This is a genomic window from Roseivirga sp. BDSF3-8 (assembly GCF_041449215.1).
Taxonomy (GTDB): domain Bacteria; phylum Bacteroidota; class Bacteroidia; order Cytophagales; family Cyclobacteriaceae; genus JBGNFV01.
The window spans coordinates 5,157,114-5,182,126 of the sequence record NZ_JBGNFV010000001.1; the positions used below are offsets into that span (position 1 = coordinate 5,157,114).

The window sequence follows — 25,013 nt, forward strand, 5'->3', positions numbered from 1 at the left end:
TCGATGGGATTGAGGATATACTTGCCTGGTTTCTTTCTTAGTCGAAGAAGTTTTCCAAATCTTCGAGTTGCATATCCTTGTAGCCCAGATCACTGGGTGTAATTTCTTTTTCTTTTTTATCTGCGCTCTCTGAAATAATCGTTTCCAGAGCTTTACGATAGTTTTCAGCCCATTGCAGGATGGTGTCCTGGCGGAAGCGTCGGCTACCGTATTCGATATTGACCGTGAGGCGGCCATTGTAAATCATCCCGGATATTTCCACCGCGTGCGGGCGTATCTCTTCGGGGCTAACCTGACTGCCTATGTTATCTTCGGCAATTTGAAGCGCTTCATCGGCCTCATCGTCAAAATGGCCCATGTAGTTGAAGCCGATCTGTGCATCCAGCGGCAGGTCCTTTCCTTTCATGTAGCGAAGCACATTATAGCTTCTGCCATATTCAGGTACACGCCTCAGGTTTTCTTTTACCTGTTTGATATGGTATCCTATACCCTGCTGATCCTGCGCTTCCAGTAAAACCGGGTAGAAGTTAGTGAACCACCCCACAGTTCGGCTTAAGTCCATTTCTCCTGCTGCAGCTTCCCGGCCGTGGGTTTCCACTTCAACCAGGGCGTTTTGCCTGCCAAAGGTCTCCCTGAGACTGAGTGAAAGAGCGGCCAGCAGGAGTTCGCTGGTATTGGTGCCATAGACAGCATTAACTTTTGTCAGATCCTGTGTCTGCTCGCGATCAAGTTCAACAGATTCACTGAGGGCGTCTTTCACTTTATCGTCTCCATCAGGCATATCCATTGGCAGGGAGGAAGCATGCTTTCCGGCCATGTCCTGCCACCATTCTACACCTTTCATTACCTGCTTACTATCAGCCCATTGCACGAGACTTTCCATCCATTTGAGGTAGCTTTCCGTCTTGGGAGGTAGTTTGAGTGGTTCCTCATTTTCTGCCAGCTTTATCAATACCTGAATGTCTTCAAGCAAAATACGCCAGGAGATACCATCTACTACAGCATGATGGACGACTACCAATAGACGGTCTTCATTTCCCATTTGAAAATGTCCCACCTTAAGCAGGGGGCCGTTTTCGAGATCAATGGTTTCCTGCAACCTGGCAGAGGTTTCATTAATCTTAGTACCGGTCTCTTTAATGTTTCGCAGGTCGAAGGAATGAACCTCGGCATCTGCCTCACGGATGTCTTTGATAAAGGGCTTGTGCCTGCCATTATCACCGCGAAATACTGTTCTCAGCGCATCATGATGCTGCATCAGGGTATTAAATACAGCCTGTACTTTTTCAGCGGACAGGTTGACAGGCCAGCGCAGCATCACGGAGAGATTATAATGGTGCGGGGCAAGTGTATGGGCAGCAAAGAATGCGGCCTGAACAGGAGACAGGGGCACCTCGCCACTTACCGGCGACTGATCGGCAAGGGTGTTTTCCTCGCGAACCCGTATACTCAGGTCCCGTATGGTACCACTCTCAAATATATCGGCCATGTCAAAGGCATACCCTTTTAACCGGGCTTTGGAGGTGGTAAGGATAGCTTTGATAGAATCGCCTCCCAATTGGAAGAAGTTGTCTGTCACTCCGATCTGCTCCACACCCAGCACTTCCTGCCAGATGGCGGCAAGCGCCTCCTCTACGGGTGTGGAAGGCGCTACATATTCCCGCTCTATTTCACCTTCCGGCTTTGCCAGCTTGTTACGGTCGGTCTTGCCGCTGCTGTTCAGTGGCATGCTGTCCAGCCGTACCCAGCGCTGTGGTACCATGTAGGCCGGTAGCGTTTTACCTAGCTGGCTGCTGATATCTTCAGTAGGGGCTTCGCCTACTATGTAGCCGCAGAGGTACTTATCCGTTTCCCCCCATACTTTCACAGCGGCCTGCTTTACGCCGGGTACTTTCAGCAGCCTGCTTTCTATCTCGCCCAGTTCTATCCGGTGGCCGCGTACCTTCACCTGGTTGTCCAGCCTGCCGTAGAACTCCAGCCGGCCATCAGGAAGGTAGCGCCCCAGGTCGCCGGTGCGGTACAGGCGTTCGCCGTTTGTAACAAAGGGGTCAGTGTCCAGGAAGGCGGCAGTGGTTTTGGCTTCATCATTCAGGTAGCCTTTGCCCACACCAAGACCACTCACCCATAACTCGCCCTTTACCCATGGTGGACACAGCTTCCCGTCTTTATCCACCACGTAGATGCGGAAGTTGCGCAGCACATGACCGATAGGAATTCGGGACAGTCCCTCTGGCATCTGCTCCATGAAGTAGTGTGTGATGTCATCACTCGCCTCAGTAGGGCCGTAGGCATTCACTAGCGGAATGTCAGGGTAGCGATCGAACCAGGCGGAGGCCAGGGCAGCGGGCAGCTCTTCGCCGGTCACCATCAGGTAGTCCACATCCAGGCATGCGTCGCTGTTCTCCAGGTAGTCCAGCAGCACCCGCAGGTAAGAGGGGACTACCTCCAGAATGTTGACCTTCTCATTTTCTATGCGCTGCAGAAAGGCTGCCGGTGACAGCACCTCATCCTCACCGATCATGACGGTGCGCCCACCGGTAAGCAGGGCGGCAAACATCTGCCAGACGGAGATGTCGAAGTTTTGAGTGGCGTTCTGGGCCACAATGCTATCAGCCGTCATCTGCAGGTCTTCCACCTTGGCCAGCAGGTGGTTCAGCATGCCTTTGTGTTCCACCATGGCGCCCTTAGGCTTGCCGGTGGAGCCGGAGGTGTAGATCACATAGGCCAGGTCATCAGGGCCGGGAGTATGCGTAAGAGTCTTGCCTTTGAAAGCTCGCAGTCCGGCTTCTATGTCTTCCCAGTCTACCAGTTTGACATGCTGTGATAAGGATTCTCTCACCTCCTGGTCGATAGCCTCACGGGAGGTAACGATGACCTTCATGCCGGAGCCGGTGGCGATGTCTTCCAGGCGGCTAAGCGGATGGGCCGGGTCCATAGGGATGTAGGCGCCTCCTGCTTTCCAGGTACCGAGTATACCAATCAATAGTTTAGGCGTGCGCGGCAGCAGCATACCGGCAATCTCGCCGGGGGCAAGTCCTGCCTCTGCCTGTAGCCAGTGGGCTATGGCCGTGGTCTGCTCGTCAAGTACTTTATAGGAATAGCGTTCCTTATCACCGAAGTGCAGGGCGGTCTTTTCTGCGTACTGCGCTACTACCTGCTGCCATACGGGCAGGATGCTGTCTGTTTCCAGCGGTATTACAGACCCCTGGAAGCTTTCCAGCTCTTCCTTCTCTTCTGCGGTTACCAGGCTGTAATCGCCTACCGGCTGCTCAGGATTGGCAGACAGTGCCTTGGCTAACTGCTGCAGGTGCAAGCACATACGGCGAACCTGGTCATAGCTAAACAGGTCGGTATTGTATTCCAGGGCCAGCACCAGGCCGTCTGCCTCCTCGGCAAAGACAAAGTTGAGGTCTACACGGGCTACGTCACTCTCCGGCTCCAGTGTCTGAATGTCCAATCCGGCAAGGGAGGTATCGCCGTGGCTTTCCATTTGCAGGCTGGCAAAGTTCTGTAGCTCAACCAGCACATCGAACAGGGCGGAGCGGCTCAGGTCACGGGGAATGTCCAGCTCTTCCACCAACTGGTCGAAGGGATAGCGGCTATGGCTGAAGGCCTGCAAGGTATCAGCAGAAACGCGGCTGACGAGGCTACGGAAGCTATCCTGCCCGGATACCTGGTTACGCAGGGCCAGGGTATTGAGGTACAAGCCTATCTGCCCTTCCAGGTCGGGATGCTCACGGCCGCTGATGGTGGTGCCGCAGATGATGTCTTCCTGCCCGCTGTATTTGTATAGCAGTACATTGACCAGGCTCAGCAGGGTCATAAACAGGCTGCCTCCCTCCTGCTCACTGAGCTTTTGGAGGTTTTGCAGGGTGTTTTGGTCAAAAGTAGCCTTTTGCCGGGCGCCGTTATAGGTCTGCACGGCAGGGCGGCTGTCTTTGTAAGGAAGCTCCAGCACGGGCAGCTCACCGGAAAGACGCTCATGCCAGAAAGTGCGGTCTGCTTCCAAACCGCCATCAGCTAAAGACTTCTGCTGCCAGTGAACGAAATCTTTGTACTGGATGCGCAGAGGCTCCAGCTCTGAGGGCTTGCCTGCCAGCTCGCGGCCATACAGGTACAGCCATTCGTCAAGCATGGTACGCATAGACAGGCCATCGGAAATAAGGTGTTGTACTACCAGTACCAATACGTAGCGGCTTTCTTCTACCTGAAGCAGAGTGGCTTTAAAGAGTGGTGCCTCTGTCAGATTAAAGGTGACTGTAGATAACTCGTTTACCTTCTCCTTTACCTGGTGCTCTTTTATGTAAGTGAGCGGAAGATGTATGTCTACTTGATCAGCAGCATGTACTTTCTGTACAGGCTGCTCACCCTGCAGGGTAAATGAGGTGCGTAAAATTTCATGGCGCTGTACCAATTTGTTAAGGGAAGAGGTCAAAGCTCCTACATCAGGCGCTCCCTGAATCTCCCATGCGGCGGGCAGATTGTAGACCTGTTCGGCACCCTGCATTTGCGACAATACCCAGAGGCGTTTCTGCGCGTTTGACAGCAGATAATATTCTTTTTCAGATACCGGTAAGATATCACGAGTACTTGCTGTACCGATTTGCGGCAGCAGGTAATTGGCTAGTTGCCTGATATCCGGATTTTTATAGATAGCTTCCAGGGTAACCTCTACCGATAGCTTTTTGGCTATGCGGGTGATGGTCTGTAAAGCGCGCAGGGAGTGCCCTCCCAGTTGGAAGAAGTTGTCCATCACTCCGATCTGCTCCACACCCAGCACTTCCTGCCAGATGGCGGCAAGCGCCTCCTCTACGGGTGTGGAAGGCGCTACATATTCCCGCTCTATTTCACCTTCCGGCTTTGCCAGCTTGTTACGGTCGGTCTTGCCGCTGCTGTTCAGTGGCATGCTGTCCAGCCGTACCCAGCGCTGTGGTACCATGTAGGCCGGTAGCGTTTTACCTAGCTGGCTGCTGATATCTTCAGTAGGGGCTTCGCCTACTATGTAGCCGCAGAGGTACTTATCCGTTTCCCCCCATACTTTCACAGCGGCCTGCTTTACGCCGGGTACTTTCAGCAGCCTGCTTTCTATCTCGCCCAGTTCTATCCGGTGGCCGCGTACCTTCACCTGGTTGTCCAGCCTGCCGTAGAACTCCAGCCGGCCATCAGGAAGGTAGCGCCCCAGGTCGCCGGTGCGGTACAGGCGTTCGCCGTTTGTAACAAAGGGGTCAGTGTCCAGGAAGGCGGCAGTGGTTTTGGCTTCATCATTCAGGTAGCCTTTGCCCACACCAAGACCACTCACCCATAACTCGCCCTTTACCCATGGTGGACACAGCTTCCCGTCTTTATCCACCACGTAGATGCGGAAGTTGCGCAGCACATGACCGATAGGAATTCGGGACAGTCCCTCTGGCATCTGCTCCATGAAGTAGTGTGTGATGTCATCACTCGCCTCAGTAGGGCCGTAGGCATTCACTAGCGGAATGTCAGGGTAGCGATCGAACCAGGCGGAGGCCAGGGCAGCGGGCAGCTCTTCGCCGGTCACCATCAGGTAGTCCACATCCAGGCATGCGTCGCTGTTCTCCAGGTAGTCCAGCAGCACCCGCAGGTAAGAGGGGACTACCTCCAGAATGTTGACCTTCTCATTTTCTATGCGCTGCAGAAAGGCTGCCGGTGACAGCACCTCATCCTCACCGATCATGACGGTGCGCCCACCGGTAAGCAGGGCGGCAAACATCTGCCAGACGGAGATGTCGAAGTTTTGAGTGGCGTTCTGGGCCACAATGCTATCAGCCGTCATCTGCAGGTCTTCCACCTTGGCCAGCAGGTGGTTCAGCATGCCTTTGTGTTCCACCATGGCGCCCTTAGGCTTGCCGGTGGAGCCGGAGGTGTAGATCACATAGGCCAGGTCATCAGGGCCGGGAGTATGCGTAAGAGTCTTGCCTTTGAAAGCTCGCAGTCCGGCTTCTATGTCTTCCCAGTCTACCAGTTTGACATGCTGTGATAAGGATTCTCTCACCTCCTGGTCGATAGCCTCACGGGAGGTAACGATGACCTTCATGCCGGAGCCGGTGGCGATGTCTTCCAGGCGGCTAAGCGGATGGGCCGGGTCCATAGGGATGTAGGCGCCTCCTGCTTTCCAGGTACCGAGTATACCAATCAATAGTTTAGGCGTGCGCGGCAGCAGCATACCGGCAATCTCGCCGGGGGCAAGTCCTGCCTCTGCCTGTAGCCAGTGGGCTATGGCCGTGGTCTGCTCGTCAAGTACTTTATAGGAATAGCGTTCCTTATCACCGAAGTGCAGGGCGGTCTTTTCTGCGTACTGCGCTACTACCTGCTGCCATACGGGCAGGATGCTGTCTGTTTCCAGCGGTATTACAGACCCCTGGAAGCTTTCCAGCTCTTCCTTCTCTTCTGCGGTTACCAGGCTGTAATCGCCTACCGGCTGCTCAGGATTGGCAGACAGTGCCTTGGCTAACTGCTGCAGGTGCAAGCACATACGGCGAACCTGGTCATAGCTAAACAGGTCGGTATTGTATTCCAGGGCCAGCACCAGGCCGTCTGCCTCCTCGGCAAAGACAAAGTTGAGGTCTACACGGGCTACGTCACTCTCCGGCTCCAGTGTCTGAATGTCCAATCCGGCAAGGGAGGTATCGCCGTGGCTTTCCATTTGCAGGCTGGCAAAGTTCTGTAGCTCAACCAGCACATCGAACAGGGCGGAGCGGCTCAGGTCACGGGGAATGTCCAGCTCTTCCACCAACTGGTCGAAGGGATAGCGGCTATGGCTGAAGGCCTGCAAGGTATCAGCAGAAACGCGGCTGACGAGGCTACGGAAGCTATCCTGCCCGGATACCTGGTTACGCAGGGCCAGGGTATTGAGGTACAAGCCTATCTGCCCTTCCAGGTCGGGATGCTCACGGCCGCTGATGGTGGTGCCGCAGATGATGTCTTCCTGCCCGCTGTATTTGTATAGCAGTACATTGACCAGGCTCAGCAGGGTCATAAACAGGCTGCCTCCCTCCTGCTCACTGAGCTTTTGGAGGTTTTGCAGGGTGTTTTGGTCAAAAGTAGCCTTTTGCCGGGCGCCGTTATAGGTCTGCACGGCAGGGCGGCTGTCTTTGTAAGGAAGCTCCAGCACGGGCAGCTCACCGGAAAGACGCTCATGCCAGAAAGTGCGGTCTGCTTCCAAACCGCCATCAGCTAAAGACTTCTGCTGCCAGTGAACGAAATCTTTGTACTGGATGCGCAGAGGCTCCAGCTCTGAGGGCTTGCCTGCCAGCTCGCGGCCATACAGGTACAGCCATTCGTCAAGCAATATATTGAGCGAAAGTCCATCTGCCACCAAATGATGTATCACCAGCAATAGTATATGCTCTCCGGAAGGTAAGGCATATAGCTTCACCCGTAGCAGGGAATCATTTTTCAGGTCGAAAGGCTGATGGATGGCCTGTTTGGCCATTTGTCTGGCGTTATCTATACTTTCAGCCTCATATACCTCAAGGCTATTTGTGGCCTGCGAAAGTACCTGCTGGACGGGCTCACCTTCTACCATTTTAAACGTAGTCCGCAGTACCTCGTGGCGTTCATTAAGCTGATCGAGAGATTTAGCCAGGGCCTTGCGATCCAGTTCACCCTTAAAATGCCAGAGAGCTGGCAGGTTGTAGATCTTTCCCGCTCCTTCCATCTGGGCCATGATCCACATACGCCGCTGGGCCTGCGATAGCGGATGATATTGGCTATCAGGAACCACGACAATGGATTTCCGGAACCGATACGCCGACCTGGATTCGAGAAATGCGACGATATCCTCCTTGTTATGGCGCAGTTCCTCCTGTATAGCAGGGGTAATACTGCCTTTTTCACCTGATATTTTCAGGCGGCCATCCTGAAGGGATATGCCGATTCCTTTTTCAGCTAATTGCGATATGATTCGCGCAGGGTTCATATAAGGACTTCTTCTATGTCTTTATCGTTAGCACCGCCATTTTCACTATTTGCAGCGTGAATCACTGCCTGCATATGTTCTGCCAGGGTTTCTACAGAGGCATTTGAAAACACGTCAGTAAGCTCAACCGCTACCTCATAATGGTCTTCAAGCCTGCTTACTAACTGGGTAGCCTTCAGCGAATTGCCACCAAGGCTAAAGAAGTTATCGCGGATACCTATTTTATCTTTATTCAATACCTCCTGCCAGATACCGGCCAGTTCTTTCTGCATGTCCGTTTCAGGTGCCACATAGGCTTTTTCAGAATTGACCATTTCTGCATCTGCCTTCAGCAGTGCTTTCCGGTCAACCTTATCATTGCGGGTAAGTGGCAGGCTGTCTAGCTTATGAATCCGGTTGGGCACCATGTACTCGGGTACCCTGGCTGAAAGGTGTAGCTTCAGGTTTTCTTCTGTGTCTTCTGGAAGCAGGTCTACATTGCCATTTTCATCGAAAAGCCTTTGGTAAAAGGTGTCCTCTCTGAAGGCTTTCTTATGATTATATGACTCATACGTATAGGGGACCGTTTCACCGTTAGTCCTGACTATCTCACCTTTGATGACATAGTCAGGGGTCAGTTCATCATCGGAAAGGCTCCTGGTTACCTGCATGGTGATGGTATCACCGGAACGTACGGATACTCCCTCCGGAAATACAGGGAAGTAGACCGGCAGGTGGTGTGTTTCCTGTAATGAATCAATCACCATATGGTCGAAGAACATGGCATTGATCCAGAGGGCAAAACCGTGTATTTTTCCTTCCTTAGTGACGTTTAAGGTAAGCTGGCGCTCCTCGTCCACCTCCATGTCATCGTTGTAAAAAATGACTTCAAAATCAGCATAATCTGTCATGAGGCGGTCGGCACTAAAGTAGCGCAGGCACATGCGCAGGTCGAACTTGTAGCCGTATTTCTTAAATACCTCGTCCACGTAGTATTTGGAAATACCGCTCATTTTGTAGCCAAAGTCTTCTTCGGGCAGGTGGATGGCGCCGATTTTGGTGAAATACCGGTTAGGTATGAAGGTGACGTCTTCCGGCAGATTCTTTTTGATGTTATTGACAATGGTAATGGCTCCGTCTGTACCGGTCACGTTACCTGCCAGCGCTGATATCACCACATCAACCTTTTCAGGCAGTTCCACGTTTCCGGCATCGCCGTAGATAAGCTCAATCTTATCCTGCAGGCCCCATGCCTCCAGGTTTTCCTTCGCTTTGTCGTAGGTGGTTTTTTCAATTTCGATGGCATACACCTTTTTGGCTCCTGCAGCCACACAATGCCGGGCCAGTATCATCTCGCTTCCGGTACCGGGGTCCATTACTACCTTACCTTCTACCGTGCCCCTGCACGCTCCCTGGTATCCTGATACCCGCATGTCATCAGTAGCCATAGATTCATAGATGAAGGGGTCATAGATGAAGTACTCACCGGAGGATGGCACGATCTCAATAGGGGTGGCAGGGGTATAAAAACCGACAAGCTCCTTTTCCTCAGCTTCTGCCTCGGTAGGCAATACAACTGCCTCTTTTACTTTGGGGTGGCTGGCAAGTGCCCCGGCAATCTCTCCGGGTTCTACACGAAAGCCCCTGATCTTCAGTTGCTCATCAGTACGTCCTTTAAAGAGTATGGTACCATCAGGTTGCCACATGGCCAGGTCTCCCGTGCGGTACATCTTACCTTCAGCAAAGGGATTATCGACAAATTTGGCAGCCGTCAGCTCCGGGTTATCGAGGTAGCCTTCTGCCAAACCTTCACCGGCAATACAAAGCTCTCCGGCCACTCCTGCGGGCAACAGGCTCCTGTCTTCGCCTACAATATAAAGCTGCTTGTTTGAGCGTGGCTTTCCTATAGGCACAATATCTTCCGTACCATCTACGAAGTGTAGCGTAGCATTTACTGTAGTTTCTGAGGGGCCATAAGCATTCACATACTGCTTATTGGCGGCATAAAAGGCTACATCCTTCTCATTTACAGCTTCTCCTCCGGTAATGAGCACACGTACGGAAGGCATATCTGCCTGATCCAGGGTACGTAGAAATGAGGGGGTCAGGGTGATCAGGGTAGTACCTGTCTGATCGAGGTAGCTGACAAAATCCTCTTTTCTGCCCAGCATATCCTGTGAAGGAATAACGAGAGAAGCACCGCTCCCCAGGGCCATGATCATATCCAGGATACTGGCATCGAAGGTAAGGGCGAAGAACTGAAGGATACGGTCTTCAGGGGTTATGGAAAAGGCACTGATATGATCGAATAAGAGATTGACCATACCACGATGGCGAACCACCACACCCTTTGGCGTGCCGGTAGAACCACTAGTGTAGATGATATAGGCTCTGTCCTCACCCTGCAGGGCTATGCCCGGATTAGCGGCAGAGGTGTCAAGGCCATCTAGCTGTACATCGAGCGCTGTAAGGCTTGTGCCGGTTTCGGCAAAGTCATAGAGGTAGTCGCTCTGTGTCACGATCGATTTAATGCTGGTCTCGTCCAGCATGCCCTGAAGTCTTTGCTTCGGTGCCTTGACAGGAAGGGGGACGTATATGGCCCCTGCCTTCAGAATGGCCATAAAGGCCAGGGGCGCCATCTCTGACTTATCGAGGCAAACCCCTACAAAGTCACCCTTTTTGACACCCTCAGAGGTGATCAGGTGATGGGCAAGCCGGTTACTTTTTTCATTAAACTCCCTGTAGCTCAGTGACTGATCGAGATAACGAACGGCTTCTCTATCAGGGTATTCGTTTGCTTTTGCCTCGAAGAGACTAACCAGGGTCTTATCAGCCGGAAAGTCCCGCTTGGTATCATTAAAAGAAACGCTCAGTTGCTCTTTTTCCTTTTCAGATACTACCTGTATATCAGCCAGTTTAACGGTCAGGTCGCTGTAAGCGCTGAGGGTATTACTAAGGTGGCCAATCAGGTTGTTGGCCTGCCATTCCCTTATGGCCGGGGCGGCATAGTGTACAGAAACGATACCGGACAGGGCCTCGGTAAGGTCAATGGCTATATCATAAGCGGCCAGCGTTTCAGGGCTTGTAGTGTGCAGATTGCTGTGATAAACCAGCACATTTGTTGTCCCACCCCCTTTAGTCCAAGCAGCTTGTTTTTGCCTGAAAGAATTGAGGGCCTGCTCATTGGTTTTGATAAAGAATGACTTCAGATCAAGGGTACCTTCATATACCGAAACAAGAGGTACTGCCTTGCTGCCACCTGCAGAAGCGGATAATGAAGGCGCCTCCACCACTACGGCCCTTCCGGGTGTGTAGCGGGACAGGACAATGTGAAGGGCAGAGAGGAACAGGATAAAGGCCTCAAGATCTTTACTGTTCGAGTATTTCCGGATAGGTTCTATAGCGGTATTCTTCAATGACCCTTTGAAGGTCTCCCGGCTGGTATTACCGGCAGGTCCGGCACCTTTGAAGGTGTATTTCTCTTCAAAATGATTCTGCTGACCATTTATTGAGCCGTTATGCCCGTTTTCTGCTGTGTTTGTTCCTTCCATTGGTTAGTATATTTCATAAGTACCGGCAATGGTATATGCCGGAAAGTGTTCTATAATCGATCGTATTTGGCTATGTATTAGCTGAAATTAAAGGCGGTAGATAATTCGTTGTCCTGTTCTTCAGGGAGTTCTCCATTCGCCATGGTGTCTATGTACAGGGATTTCATTTCCTCCAGCAATCGGCTAAGGTCACGTGGAGAAGATGCCGGCTTGAAAAGTCCGTCCTTTTCCCATCTTTCAGGGTCGAGGCTTATCGCCCAGGCATTGAGCCAAAAGGGATCGGGCATTTGTTCCAGCCATTCGGGGTTGCAGTCCTCAAGTGCTATATGAAAGATGACCAGGGCCAGCTCTTCCAGCTTTTCCAGGCACCGCTTCAGCTTATCTTCTATTTCACCTTCCTCGTTTATGATGCGCAGGAAGTGCTGCAAAAAGGGTATGACGTGATAGTCGATATACCCGAAAGTAAATCGCCTTTGGCTCTTCTCACCCCATTTGGCAAACAGGCTTTGCATTTTTACCACCAGGGAAAACAGGCGTCCGTTTACCTGCTGTAATTCGTCATTGTCGGCAGCATAAAGAAAGGTCTGGTATTTGACCTGCGGTACGCCGAATGACCAGTCTATGGACAGGTCCCAGATGAAGTTAAGGCTGTATACCAGCGAATTATCAAAATATGAATAGGCAGACTGAATGGTATGCGTAAGCCAGTCATTCTGAGAAAGAATGTAATGGTTAAAATGCTCCACATGCCGCTGTTCCAGCCGGCCCTCCACATCCAGGCTTATCAGGTGCCGGATGATGGTATTTTCGTAGGCGATCAGGTTGGTGCCGGGTGAATAAAGAGGGTCGGGAAAAACGGCCGACTCTCCGCTACAGGCCCACCGGTTAGTCGAAAAGACCTGTTTTGCGGAATAGCTGTAATTCTTTAGTTTTTTAAAGTCAATAAAGTCTTTTCCTTCCAAATGGCGGGAAAGATCTGGTTCATGTTGGCTAATCCACTGTCTGGCGGCTTCCGGCGTGTTATAGGTTTCAAATGGGTGGTAGGCCTCTTGGGTCACCAGGCCGATGCTGGTCTTTTTGGAAGTAAGCGGGATAATCCAGAACCAGTAACCTTTGCCTAACAAGTGATTAGTAGCAAAAAAGCGCTTCTTAGCCTCTATCCGTTTATGCCACTCCTTATTGTCCAGGGATACGAAATCCTCTACATCCAGCCGGCCTTCTACATGAAACCACACTGAACTGTAGGGCTTTTCCTTCTTCATTTTACGGAGGCCGAGTTTACGCTGAAGGAAGCCTCCGCGCCCCATGGCATCAATTACCCAGCGGCCTTTTACGGTCGCCTCGTCACCATCCTTATTCCGGACGGTGACACTATGCAACTCATCCGAACCCTCTTCTGCCAGATGGATATCTCTGATGCTCACTCCATCCTGCACATCTGTACCCTCAAGTACATTCATGCGGCACAGATCAGTCTCGAAAGGCCCTCTGTCTATCTGAAAAGCCTTGTAGTACGGATATTCGTTGATCCCCAGCTCGGGTCTTTCTTCGAAAGGTTGCTGACTGTCTCCAAAATAAAAGCGGAAACCCAGTTTTTCGTAGTGGCTGTTTTTCAGGTACTCATCCAGGTACAGCATCTCTGACAGGTAATAGCCGCCGATGGAGGCGGTGGACTCTCCTACCTTGGCAGTAGATTCGGGCAGGGGAAAAGTGGCTCTTTCCAGTATCAGAATAGTGATATCCGCAAACTGCATCTTCAACTGCCTGGCCAGGGTCTGACCGGCCAGTCCGCCACCGCAGATGACCACATCGTAGTCAAGTGCTTCTTTATCAAGATTATAAAGTGACATGGTTTTGGCTTTTAAAAGTTAAACTGGGTGTCGATATCGGTCATATTACCTTCGCCCTCAGGGCTTAGGCTGCCGTTATCAAATTGGCTGATGCGTATTTGCGGATCGTTCATGCCCTGTTCAAGTATCGTTTCTAACAGGTTGAAAAGGTTGTCTATTTCCTCTTTTTCAAAGAAATCCTTTTTGTATTCAATGGTAAGTGCCAGACGGCCCTCCTGATCACTAAAAATAAAGCGCAGGTCCATATTACTGATGACAGGGCCTGCCGTAATTTCCTCGATTTCCAGACCTGAAGGTGACATTTGTGCAATAGCTTCGGAGTCGTTGTCCCATAGTAAGGCTATATCCATCAGGGGAAAACGATCAGGCTGTACCGGCACATCCAGGTCATTTACCACCTTGTCAAACGGATACTGCTCATTGGCATAGGCACCGTGGCAGGAGTCCTCTGTTTTTTGTAACAAGGAGGCGAAGGTCTCGTCGTCCTCCTGCACCACCCGGATAGCCAGGTTGTTGAGGTAGCACCCGATCTGGTCTTCCAGTACCTTTTTGCTTCGGCCGGTAACGGATGTACCGATAACGGTATCCTGCTGGCCAGATACGGCCCTGCATGCTGCATTTACAGCCGCCATAACCGTCATAAAGGGCGTAACTGATCGCCTGTTACAAAAAGCTGTAAAGCTATCCGTTAGTCCTGTTGAGAACGCATATTTGACCCTATCTCCTTCCATGCCTGTACCGGCCATACGCTCCTTGCCGATCAGCCCGTTTTCAGTATAGACAAAGCCGGCAAAATGATTTTCCCAGAATGCCTTTTGCCTTGCCATCAGGTCGCTATGAAGTAATTCGTTATGCCAGGCGGCATAGTCTTTATATTGTATTAGCAGTGGGGTAAGCGGCTCACCCTCCTCCGTTACATAGCTTTCATAAAGCCTCGTCAGTTCACGCATGAACACGACCATACTCCAGCCATCTGTAATTACATGATGGAGGCTCACCACCAATAAGCATTCGTTTTCTCCTACATCTACCCTGCTTATTCTGATTAAAGGGGCCTCCTTCAGGTTGAAGGGCGTATTTGTCAGTTCGTCGATCAGTTCAAAGGGGTGACTATCATTGCTCCGGGCATCGAAACGCGGAATGGCAAACAGAACCTCATCTGCTGACTGCACATCCTGTACCAGCTTACCACTTTTCAGGATAAGGCCCGTGCGCAGTATTTCATGCCGTTCAATAAGGCTTTGTGCGGCCTGTTCTAATGCACTATGCTGAAGATTGCCATTTATCCGGTAGACATTATTGATGACATAGTTCAGACTACCAGGACTCATCTGATCCATGGTCCAGAAACGCCACTGGGCTCGACTGGCTTCGTAATAATCCTGCTGAGGCACCGGCCTGATAGCAGGGAGGCCCGTTTCCGGCCTTAGGGCAGCGAGTTTTGAGGCAAGTTGCCTGATAGTCGGGCAGGTAAAAGCCAGCCTTACCGGCACCTGTATGCCAAGGGTTTCGCTTATGCGGGAGATCATCTGTAAGGCGCTGATGGAATTACCTCCGGCAGCAAAGAAGTTATCTGTTACCTGAAGATCAGGGTCGGCAAAAAGCTCTCTCCATATAGCCAGCAGGCTGGTTTCGAGTGCATTACCCGGTACGATATCCTTATCGGGTGCTTCACTATGGGCAGTTCGGGCCGCTACCTGCTTCAGTTCTTTATAATCTACCTTGCCATGTGCTGTAAGAGGTACCTCATCTATTACTACGAAACGGGCCGGTACCATATAGGCAGGTAGTTTAGCAGCCACGTGTTCGCGTAATGATCCTGTTTCAAGGTTTTTGGCATCAGGCACTATCCAGGCAATCAGGTACTTTACCCCTTGTGTGGGTGATTGTACATCCACTACTGCCTGCCGCACCTGGTCATGCTGCATAAGGACTCTGACTATCTCTCCGGTTTCTATCCGGAAGCCATTTACCTTGACCTGGCGATCTTTTCTACCGACAAACTCAAGGTTTCCATCCGGCAGCCAGCGGGCATAATCTCCCGTGCGGTATAGGGGCTCACCCGGCAGGTAGGGGCTTTCGGTAAATTTGCTTTCTGTTAATTCCTTATCGTTCAGATAGCCCAGCGCCAGACCGGTACCCGCCACACACAATTCCCCTGTGAGCCCATGCGGCGTTAGCTGCAGACGGTCGTCAAGAATATACACACGGGTATTAGATACCGGCTTGCCTATAGGCATGCTTTTCCGCTGTTGGTCTGCCGGTTGCACCTCATAGCGGGAGGTAATGACACAGCATTCGGTAGGGCCGTAGGCATTCCAGTAGCGAAGCTGCCTGCTGGCCTCGGAAGCTATGGCCACGTCTGCGGCTTCTCCTCCCGCCAATACGGCCCGCAGAGTTGGTACCTTATTGAGCGGCAGCATATTAAAATATGAGACGGGCATTGAAACGAACGTCACCCGCTTCTCTTCCATGTAGGCCGCAAGGATGTCCGGTGATTCAATTAATTCTTTATCTGTGAGGACAAGCCCCGCACCGGAAAGCAGCGCCATTGTGATCTCTACCAATGAGGCATCGAAGGTGAAGGAAGCAAACTGCAACATACGATCTTCGTGCGTGATACCATGCACACGAATATGATCGAGGGCCATATTCGTAAGGCTGCTATGGCTTACCATTACCCCTTTGGGCACCCCGGTAGAGCCGGAGGTGAAGATGACATAGGCAGGATCGTTTCCGCTATGTTTTTTATCCGGATTAGTTTGCTTTTCGGCCAGAATGAGTTCTGCATCCTCACGGGTGTTGATTACCGGGCAATCTGCTTCTATATGGTCCAGATCCGTAAGAAGGGCCACAGGCTTTGCCTGCTTCAGGATAGCCTTCACCCGGTCGGCAGGTGTATCGGCTGCCAGGGGCAGATAGGCTCCTCCTGCTTTGAGGATGGCCCAGATAGCTAACACAGCAGACTGATTATCCTGGAAAGCAAAGGCCATCAGATCACCGGTCCCTACCTTTACTTTATGTCTGAGGAAATAAGCCAGTTGGTTCACCTGCTCATTAAACTCTTTGTAAGTAAGGGTATGATTACGGCCTGCGAGTGCCACCTTGTCCGGATATGTGGATACCTGCTTCTCAAGCAGATCGGTAACGGTCTGGTTTGGCTCCAGGTCCACATTGGTATCGTTGAAGGCATGGACTATCTGCTGTAGCTCGCTTTGGTCAAGCAGATCACTGGCCGTGATGGTTTTATCCGGATGGAAGGCTATCTGTCCAGCTATGCGGGTAAAGTAGCGCGAAAGTCGCTCCACTTCTTCAAGTGCATAAAGTGCTCCGGGGTATGCAAACTGGCAGTGGAAAATGTCACCTTCCCGCCTGATGGTAAGATCGAATGGCGTGTCGGCCACCTCATGATTGTTAAGTTCCAGGCTGCTGTCTTCCAATTCTGCGCCGGCCTCATCGTAGACATGAAAATCAACGTAGTTAAATACAATGTCGAAAAAGGCATTGCCCCCCTGCCCGGCTGCTACACCTGCCAGACCGGCCATTTCCAGTAAAGGAAATTTCTCATAGGGTTTGATCGCCAGCATTTCATCAGCTACAGCCCTGGTAAGCTGTCTTCCATTAACGAGGTCACCGGCCTGTATGCGCAGTGGTAAAGAATTAAGGAAGCAGCCCATGACTTTATCACCGTCGGGCTGTTCAGGGCGGCCATTTCCTATCAGGCCCACCACCAGGTCACGGCCAGTAGTGGAGAAACGGAGAAAATACAGAAATGCCCCTATGAGCACCTCTTTCACCCCTGTCTTTTGGTCCGCAGCCAGTTTTGTCAGCCTTATACCTGTTTCTTCCGGCAATTTAAACCGGTAATGAGCCAGCCCTTGCTGCATAGCTTCATCATCCGCACTGCGGTCATACGGAAGCAGACATTTTTCTGCACCGCTAAGCTTATCCTGCCAGAAATCACGGGTTTCTTCAGATCGCAATGCCTGTAGTTCTCCGGCTACATAGTCCTTGTAGGTAGTGGCAAGTGGCTTCAGGTCCGGTTCGACGTTACTTTCGAGTGCTGCATAGGTGTCCAGTAGTTCGGTCATCAGGCTGGCATTGCTCCATCCATCCATAATCGCGTGATGGAAGACCCAAAGAAGCACATATTGATTATCCTGCAAGGCATATAGAATCATGCGCCATAAACCGGGCTTTTCGGGCTGGAACGGATGCTGACGGTCTTTTGCGAGTTGCTCTTCGAAGTACTCTTCAAGAGCCGGCTCATGCTTAGTGTTTACCTGGGTGAATGTAATCCGTCCGGATATTTTTTCTGCAGGATGGACCACCTGTATGGGTTGGGCAAATCCTGTGGTATGGAAGCTGGTACGCAGGATTTCATGCTTTTTGACCAAAAGATGAAACGCCTGCTCAAACCGATGAAAATCCAGACTGTCCAGTACAAAAGGGTAAAAGAACTGATCGTGAAAAACATGCTGGTCAGCGTACAACTGGTTGTAGAAAAGCATGCCTTTTTCCACTGCAGACATGGGGTAGAAATCCTGCCAGCCTTCCGGTAGCTTCTTTACCTGCTCAGCGTCCGCTACTATTTCAGCTTTGACCCGCTCTATCTCCTCATGTCCTTCCTGATTACGGGTATCTGTAGCACCTGAATCCGACAGGTAAGTGGCCAGGGAAGTCACGTCCGGATACATGTAAATATCCTTCACAGCTACACCCTTACCCATCTGCGACCCTATCTGGCCGGCCAGCCGAATGGCTTTAATGCTGTCGCCACCTGCTGCGAAGAAGTTATGACGGGTACCGAGATGCTCATTTTTCAAGGCATCGCTAAAGATACCGAGCAATTGCTCTTCCATCTGGTTTTGAGGGGCCACATACTCATCATTCTGTAGACCGGCACTGAGTGGATCCGGCAGGCGGCTAAGGTCTGCCTTTCCATTTGCATTGTAATGGATTTCCTCTACCTGCACAAAGTAGGCGGGTACCATGTAGTCAGGCAGAAAACCACGCAGGTGAGCCTTTAACCCTGCATATGTTAGAGCTTCGGTACCCGTGCAGTAAGCTACAAGCTGCTTGCGGTCTTCCTCATCATCGCGAACAGTTACCAGTGCCTGGTTGACAGATTCATGCCTTAGTAAGCTATGTTCTATTTCGCCCAGTTCTATCCGGTAGCCACGAATTTTTACCTGCTTGTCTTTACGCCCGAAATAGTAAAGGTCGCCATCAAAACCGCGCATGCCCAGGTCGCCGCTGAGGTAGATGCGCTCACCTTTTTTATATGGATGCGGGGCAAAGCGCTGAGCAGTAAGCTCCGGGCGGTTAAAGTAGCCTCTGGCGAGTCCGGCCCCTTCCACGGCTATTTCTCCGGCTACTCCTTCCGGCACCAGTCTGCCGTTTTCATCCAGGATCAGTACATCCAGCGTAGGTAATGGTTTACCGATATTACTGGTGCCGTTTTCTATTTCCTGCCGGCCTATTTCCTTGTAGGTTACATGCACGGTGGTTTCTGTGATGCCATACATATTGACCAGGAGCGTCTGCGGGAAGGCCTTATGAAAACCTGTGAGGGAGGCAGGGTTCAGGGCTTCTCCGCCGAAGATCACATACCGCAGGGCAAGCTCTGGCGTTTCCGGTTTGTTAAGTATTTCACTGGTGAGGCGGGAAAAGACTGTCGGGGTCTGGTTCAGAACGGTGACCTCATGCTTTTGGAGGAGGTTCAGCACATTAGCGGGGCTGCGCATATCGTCCTGCGTAGCCACTACCAGCTTTCCCCCGGTGAGCAATGGCCCGAATATCTCCCAAACAGAGAAATCAAAGCTGATAGAATGCAGGGTGATCCAGGTATCGCGTTCGCTGAAGCTAAAGGGGTACCCTTCGCTGAACAGTAACCGAACTACCTTCCGGTGCCCGATCATCACGCCCTTGGGCGTACCGGTAGAGCCGCTGGTGTAGATGATGTAGGCCAGGTCATCGGGGCCTATGCTAACTGCCGGAGCAGTGGCCGGGCTACTTGTTATGGTCTCACTTCGTATATCCAGTTGGGGACAAGCCATTTCAGGCATGTCCTTTACGTTACCATCGGTCAATATCACCTTCGGGCTGGCATCCTGCACGATGAACTGCTTTCGCTCCTGCGGGTAGTCAGGGTCTATGGGCAGGTAAGCACCACCGCTTTTGAGTATGCCCATGATGGCCACTACCATGCCGGTACCACGGGGCATCATGAGTCCCACCCTGTCATCCGGCTTTATGTTAATTTCATTCAGCAGGAAATTGGCGATCTGGTTTGCCTGAGCATCCAGCTCTCTATAGCTCAGTTTCTCACTGCCAAAGAGCAGGGCCGTATCATTACTTCTTAGCTCAGCCTGTTTTCCGAACAGGGTCACAATGGTCTCATTCTCAGGATAGGTTGCTTCTGCTTTACCACTACCGTGCAACAGGCGGGTTTTCTCTTCCTCTGTCAGCAGGGCTATATCTTTAAGGGCAACTTCCACACCGGAGGCTACTTCATTCAACAGGTGCCACAGGTGCCCGGCCATTTGTTTTATCCGCTCCTTCCTGAACAGATCGGAGTTGTATTCAATGTACAGCGAAAGGCCCCCGGGGTGCTCGGTGAACTCAAAAGTGAGATCAAATTTACTTACGTCTTTGCCGTAACTGAAATTCTCTACCTGCACATCTCCGTAGAGTTTGGTCTCTTCCTTGTCGGTGGACTCGGCATTCTGTAAGAGCACCATGGTATCGAACAGTGGGCGGTGACCGGCGGGTGTTTCCGGCTGCAGGTCTTCCACTATCTTATCAAAGGGGTAAACCTGGTGCTCAAAGGCCTGCAGCACGTTTTCTTTTACTTCTCTGGCTATCTGCTCAAAGGGGGCTTCCGGGTCAAGCTGGGTGCGGATAGCCAGTGTATTTACATAATAACCGATTTGCTCTTCCAGCTCATCATGGTCGCGACCTGCCACGGGAGTTCCCAGGATGAGGTCCTGCTGCCCTGTATAGCGATAGAAAAGTACTTTGATGGCAGACATGAGCACCATAAAAAGGCTGAGCCCTCTCTCCTGCCCATATGCATTGAGCCTGTCCAGTAATAGCTTGTCCGGGGCTTTGGCCAAGGCGTCACCGCTGAAGGTAATGCTGGCTGGTCTGGCGAAGTCGGCAGGCAACTGCAGAACGGGCAAGGTGCCGCTGAACTGTTGCATCCAGTATTCCTTATGGCTGTCTCCGGTAGCGCTGAGAAGGTTATTCTGCCATACGGCAAAGTCTTTGTAATGAATGGGTAAGGTGGGTAAACCTGCTTTCTCCCCACCGGCATACTCACGGTACAGGGCTGTAAGTTCTGTACGGAATACATTCAGTGACCACTCATCGGAGATAATATGGTGCATGGTATACACCAATACGGAGGTGTGGCCATTGAGCAGAATCAGCCTGCCTCGGAGCAGGGGTCCTTTTTCCAGATCAAAGGTACTGGCTGCTTCTGTAGTGGCAATTTCCAGTGTTTTATCTTCTGCCTGGCTTTCATTTTTTAAGTCTATGACCCGGAAGTCGGTAAATGGCTCAGCCTTAGCATGAATTACCTGCCTGGGCTCTCCATCCCGTAATGTGAAGGTGGTACGGAAGCTTTCATGCCGCTTCACCATCTCCGAAAAGGCTTGCTCAAAAGCCTGCGGGGAGATGTCGCCTCTGAACGTGTAGGCCCGGGGCACCACATAAGCATGTCCGAGGTTTTCTAACTGGTCCAGTATCCAGAGCCGCTTCTGTGCATGGCTAAGCGGATAATCGGCAGCAGCAGGGGCCGGGGTAATAGCGGCATAAGCTGCTGAACGGGAAGAGGTATCTGCCAGACCCTGAAGGAAAATGGCAAGCTTGCGCACGGTGGGGTACTCGAGCATATGCCGGAACTCGATGGAAACCGAGAATGCCTTTCGTATAAGGTTGATGATGCGAATAGCGATCAGGCTGTGGCCGCCCACCTGGAAGAAATTATCATCGGCTGAAAGGGCCGGATTGCGTAACACGTCTTTCCAGATACTCAGCAACTTTTCTTCTCCACTGCTAAGGTCTTCCGTCTCAGCTGCAGGGCGAGCTGTTTGTACGGGTAGCCGTGTTCCTTCCTCTTCCACAAGGTAGAAGGGGTTAACCGCCATTCTTTCTAAAGCCAGGTCAGCGAAAGCAAAATTACCGAGGTCACGGGACAGGGCCAGATCAAAGCCTTTTTTACCCTTATAAGTCGCAAATGGAAGGATGGGGGATTCATGATCTCCTACCTTGAGATCTTCATTTGTTTCAGCCCAGATGCCCCAGTTAATGGAGGTGATAGCCTTCGTATCCTGCTCCAGGGCATAGCCATCCTGCCAGGCACAGGCGAGGGAATAGGTGAAACTATGCCGATCGGGAAACAGGGTATTAAGTGAGGAGAACAATACGTGCTTTTTTGCCCCTAGTTTCATCGCCAGTTGATGCAGTAAACGGGTACCGCGCGTTTTCGCTTCGGTGTGCTCTATCAGCGTGTCCGTATCAAGGTTTTCCCAGCTTACGCGGGGAGCTGTGCCCGCCGCATTGATTACATAATCAACTGAACCAAAGTCCTCCAAAAGTCTGGCTTCCACAGCCATCATTTCCTGCTCATCCGCTATGTCTGCCCGTAAATAGGTGATGGTAGAGCCGAATGTTTTTAGCCGTTCTAGGTTATCTGCCCGCTCATCACTACCATTGATTTCAGAGCGACCCAGGACAATAAAATGCGAAGGGGTACGCGCTGCAATATGCTTGATGACCTCAAAAGCGGCCCCTCTGGCACCACCCGCCACCAGATAGTGTGCACCTGCCTTTGGCTCCCACAAGGGTCCCTCACTCAGGTCTGCCGGGGCAAGTTGTAGTTTCTCCACATACCGCTTTTCACCCCTGAGCGTAACGAACCGGACGGTTTCTGTGCTGGCCAATTCCTTTTGAAGCTGATCTGCAAGGTGAGTACCGGAGTCGCCGAGGCAGGTAATGTCATGGACATTTAACCCGATGAAATCACTCAACAGGGAGCGGCTTAGTGCCTGCCCGCTATGGACGAGGGTAGTAAAGCCGGAAATATCTTTACGTCCAATACGCAGATTGGCCATATGAAAATCAGGGAGGCGTAGTTTGTGCGCAAAATGCTTGATTATTAAGGCTTGGGCAAAAGCGTACTGAAGGGCCTTTTGGCTATCAAACTCAGATGCCGTATGGTAAAGGAATACAATTCCCTTAAGGTCAATCCCTTCATTATCAAACACCTGATGCAGTTTAATAATATCTTCTTCACTGGCTATGCTTAGAATAAACTGCCGGTCTGAAAGCTGCCGATAAGCTTCACCCCACTGAACTTGGATAGATGAATGACAAGCTTCTGCAAGCTGCACGGCCAGTTCCCCGGCAGTGGTTTCTGAATTACTGATAAACAGGTAGTTCCTTCCGATAAGAGGGGAAGTGGCCGCCGGGTCTTCCAGTGCTTTTTCTTCCTGGACCCGTTGATAAGTCCATTGTGCGGGAGATTCATAGGAAGTCTGCGCCTCATCATCCAGCCAGCAGCGAACGGGGGCAAAGGCATAGCCCGGCAACGGCAATTTGCCATGCGATCCGGTGAAAAGCAGCTTCCAGTTAGAATTCATTCCGGCATACCAGGCTTCCCCGGCCATGTTGCGGATAGCCTGCGGAGAGGTATCAGTAGTGTGGATGACGGTAAATTCAGCCTGGTTTTCACTCCTGATCTCTTTCAGCAGGTGGCTGATAAGGCCTTCGGCACCTAACTCAATGACGAGATGGTGCCCCTTTAGCTTTTGTTGAGCAAAGCCTTCCAGCTTCTCCTTTAGTTTCTCTTCGCCGGTATTATCAGCTACGCTATCTGACAGAAGAGCGGATGCCTCTTCGTAGGTCTTTTCCCCCTTAATGATACTGACTGCCAGTTTACCTTCTGCCAGCCCCATGAGGTTGCGGGAAGCAAGTCCTGCTTCATCAAGCAGCCGGTAGAGGGCTACGCGATAGAGTATAGCGCGCCATTCGGCAGCCTGTGGGTGATTCCCTGTCTCTTTATATACTTTCCACACCTCATCAAATTGCGGGAAAGTGCCGGCCAAATCGGAGAATGCCTTCTCGCTAAGCTGCATAGCGGGGGAACAAACCATCCAGACGGATTCCGGCGTTTCAGTCTCCCTGCTTTCCAGGGCATTTAGCTTTTCTATTAGGTCTTTGACTGAATCAGCTTTTGCCAATGCCCGATAGCAGAAGGCATCACGTCCGGTAGCCAGGGTATGGCTCAGGTCGGCCAGGCTGATATCCGGGTGATCCTGAAGATATTTCTTTAGCTGAAGGGCTTGTTTTGTAAGGCCTTCGGCTGTTTTGCCTGAGAGAATGACAGGATATTCTTCCTTGACAGCTTCTCCCCGGGTATTGGAAGCTTCTTGCAGAACCACATGGCAGTTGGTGCCGGATACGCCAAACGAACTGACTCCAGCAAGTCGCTTACGGTCAGACTCCCACCTTAGCGCTGTATCAGGGACAAATACCGGCGAGTTAGCAAAATCTATAAGCGGATTAGGCTCATGGAAGTGGACGGCGGGAAATAGTACGTTATGATGCAATGCCAGTACGGCCCGGAAAAGTCCGGTAATACCGGCAGCGGTGTCGGCATGCCCGATGTTGGCCTTTGCTGAGGAAACGGCGCAGAACTGTTTCCGGCTGGTATGCCGGGAAAGGGCCTCTGAAATAGCCTGTATTTCGATGGGGTCGCCAAGCTTGGTGCCAGTTCCGTGGGCTTCGATAAATCCTATGTTCGCAGGGTCAATGCCTGCCTTGCGCCAGGCTTCCTGCATCACCTGTGACTGGGCTTCCCAGCTCGGGGCGGACAGACTGCTGGACCGGGCGGCATCCTGGTTTATGGCGGATCCTTTGATCACTGCCCAGATATGGTCTCCGTCCTGCTCGGCCTGAGCCAGTGACTTAATAAGCACACAGGCACTTGCCTCCCCTACGCCTATGCCATCAGCCTCAGCAGAGAAGGTTTTGCTCTTACCACTTTGTGACATCACGCCGTTTTCATCTTCTCCGGGTTCACCCTGGAAGAGCGATATACTTACGCCGCATACCAATGCCTGATCAGCATCGCCCAAAACAAGCTCATTTACAGCCATATGCAGGGCCACTAATGAGGAAGAACAGGCTGTATCCACCATCAGGGCGGTACCCTGGAGGTTAAAGAAACGGGCAATACGGCCTGCAAGTGTGGCATTCAGGCTGCCTATTTCCAGCATAGGGTCTTCGTAGCGGCTCAGGTGGGCGTACTGCTGATTGGTATCACCGATAAATACGGCTGTGCGGCTACCGGAAAGCGAGCGGGGTGCATAACCGGCATTCTCGATAGCATGGTAAACCGTTTCTAATAACTGCCTTTGATGAGGGTCGAGCGAACGGGCCTCACCGGCTGACATACCGAAAAAGTCATGGTCGAACAGGTCGATATCTTCCATAAAGCCCAGCACCTGGAAGTCTTTGTCCTGGGGAATTCCCGTATTCACCTTACGCCTGAGGGAGAGCGGACGTACGCTGTCCCTTCCCTGCTCCAGGTTGCGGTAAAAAGCATCGAGATCCGGTGCTTCGGGAAATCTTCCCGCCATTCCTATTATGGCAATATCTCTATTCATATTTATTGGCCTTTTC

The 25,013-nt window shown here is 51.6% G+C and carries 4 protein-coding genes; all 4 read right to left on the reverse strand.

All coding sequences use genetic code 11. The features are described from left to right. Window positions 1-37: 37 nt before the first annotated feature. The 4 genes from AB9P05_RS21295 to AB9P05_RS21310 all read right to left on the reverse strand — a co-directional run bounded on the left by AB9P05_RS21295 (window position 38) and on the right by AB9P05_RS21310 (window position 24,997). Window positions 38-7,942 carry an amino acid adenylation domain-containing protein gene (locus tag AB9P05_RS21295; protein WP_371910856.1) on the reverse strand — a complete coding sequence of 2,635 codons (7,905 nt, stop codon included), beginning with the start codon at window positions 7,940-7,942 and terminating at the stop codon, window positions 38-40. After that, entirely contained in the window at window positions 7,939-11,472 is a 3,534-nt protein-coding gene (locus AB9P05_RS21300) for an amino acid adenylation domain-containing protein (RefSeq protein WP_371910857.1), read from the reverse strand. The genes AB9P05_RS21295 and AB9P05_RS21300 overlap by 4 nt, the downstream gene beginning before the upstream one ends. A gap of 77 nt (window positions 11,473-11,549) precedes the next feature. Then, window positions 11,550-13,322, reverse strand: a complete 1,773-nt coding sequence (locus AB9P05_RS21305; protein WP_371910858.1) for an NAD(P)/FAD-dependent oxidoreductase — start codon at window positions 13,320-13,322, stop codon at window positions 11,550-11,552. Between the two features lie 11 nt (window positions 13,323-13,333). Then, window positions 13,334-24,997: an amino acid adenylation domain-containing protein gene (locus AB9P05_RS21310; RefSeq protein WP_371910859.1), complete on the reverse strand. Its 11,664-nt coding sequence runs from the start codon at window positions 24,995-24,997 to the stop codon at window positions 13,334-13,336. Window positions 24,998-25,013: the final 16 nt, after the last annotated feature.

What these genes read in the sequence shown, in the direction of transcription:
- AB9P05_RS21295 (WP_371910856.1), bottom strand. Translation starts at nt 7,942, where the DNA reads ATGAACCCTGCGCGAATCATATCGCAATTAGCTGAAAAAGGAATCGGC.
- AB9P05_RS21300 (WP_371910857.1), bottom strand. Translation starts at nt 11,472, where the DNA reads ATGGAAGGAACAAACACAGCAGAAAACGGGCATAACGGCTCAATAAAT.
- AB9P05_RS21305 (WP_371910858.1), bottom strand. Translation starts at nt 13,322, where the DNA reads ATGTCACTTTATAATCTTGATAAAGAAGCACTTGACTACGATGTGGTC.
- AB9P05_RS21310 (WP_371910859.1), bottom strand. Translation starts at nt 24,997, where the DNA reads ATGAATAGAGATATTGCCATAATAGGAATGGCGGGAAGATTTCCCGAA.